This window comes from Rothia sp. HMSC058E10 (assembly GCF_001809415.1).
Taxonomy (GTDB): Bacteria; Actinomycetota; Actinomycetes; order Actinomycetales; family Micrococcaceae; genus Rothia; species Rothia dentocariosa.
Genome location: NZ_KV797643.1, coordinates 54,774 through 55,153 on the forward strand (window position 1 = coordinate 54,774; position 380 = coordinate 55,153).

The 380-nt window shown below is 42.6% G+C and carries 1 protein-coding gene; it reads left to right on the plus strand.

What is annotated here, in order from left to right; all coding sequences use genetic code 11:
- A partial coding sequence (locus tag HMPREF2609_RS10965; RefSeq protein WP_168162161.1) for a hypothetical protein occupies window positions 1-380 on the plus strand: 380 nt, incomplete at both ends.

Genomic DNA, 380 nt, shown 5'->3' on the forward strand with positions numbered 1-380 from the left:
CTGGGAGCACTATTAACGGTGGTGGTACTACTTTTACCGGTGTTATGATATTCGCGGTTGGTGAGGTTGTTCTTATTCTGCTTGGTCTGTTGTTTTATGTGTGGTATCGGAATGCGTATGTGGAGATTACACGTTCGTATGTGTTGCGGCGAGATCTTTTTAGGTTTATTGAGAAGGTTGAGTATCGTCGTATTCGTAAGTATGGGTATCATGAGAGGTACGATCATAATAATAACTTTGAGGATGGTTTATATTTGGGTGGTCCCCTAGTAGAGGGTCATAAGTATTCTGCTGAGTCTGTAGAACTTCATAGTAATTGGGCTAATTTTGGGTATGTGTTGGGGCAGTTGGCGTTTCGTATTGTGAATGAGCGGTGGGCT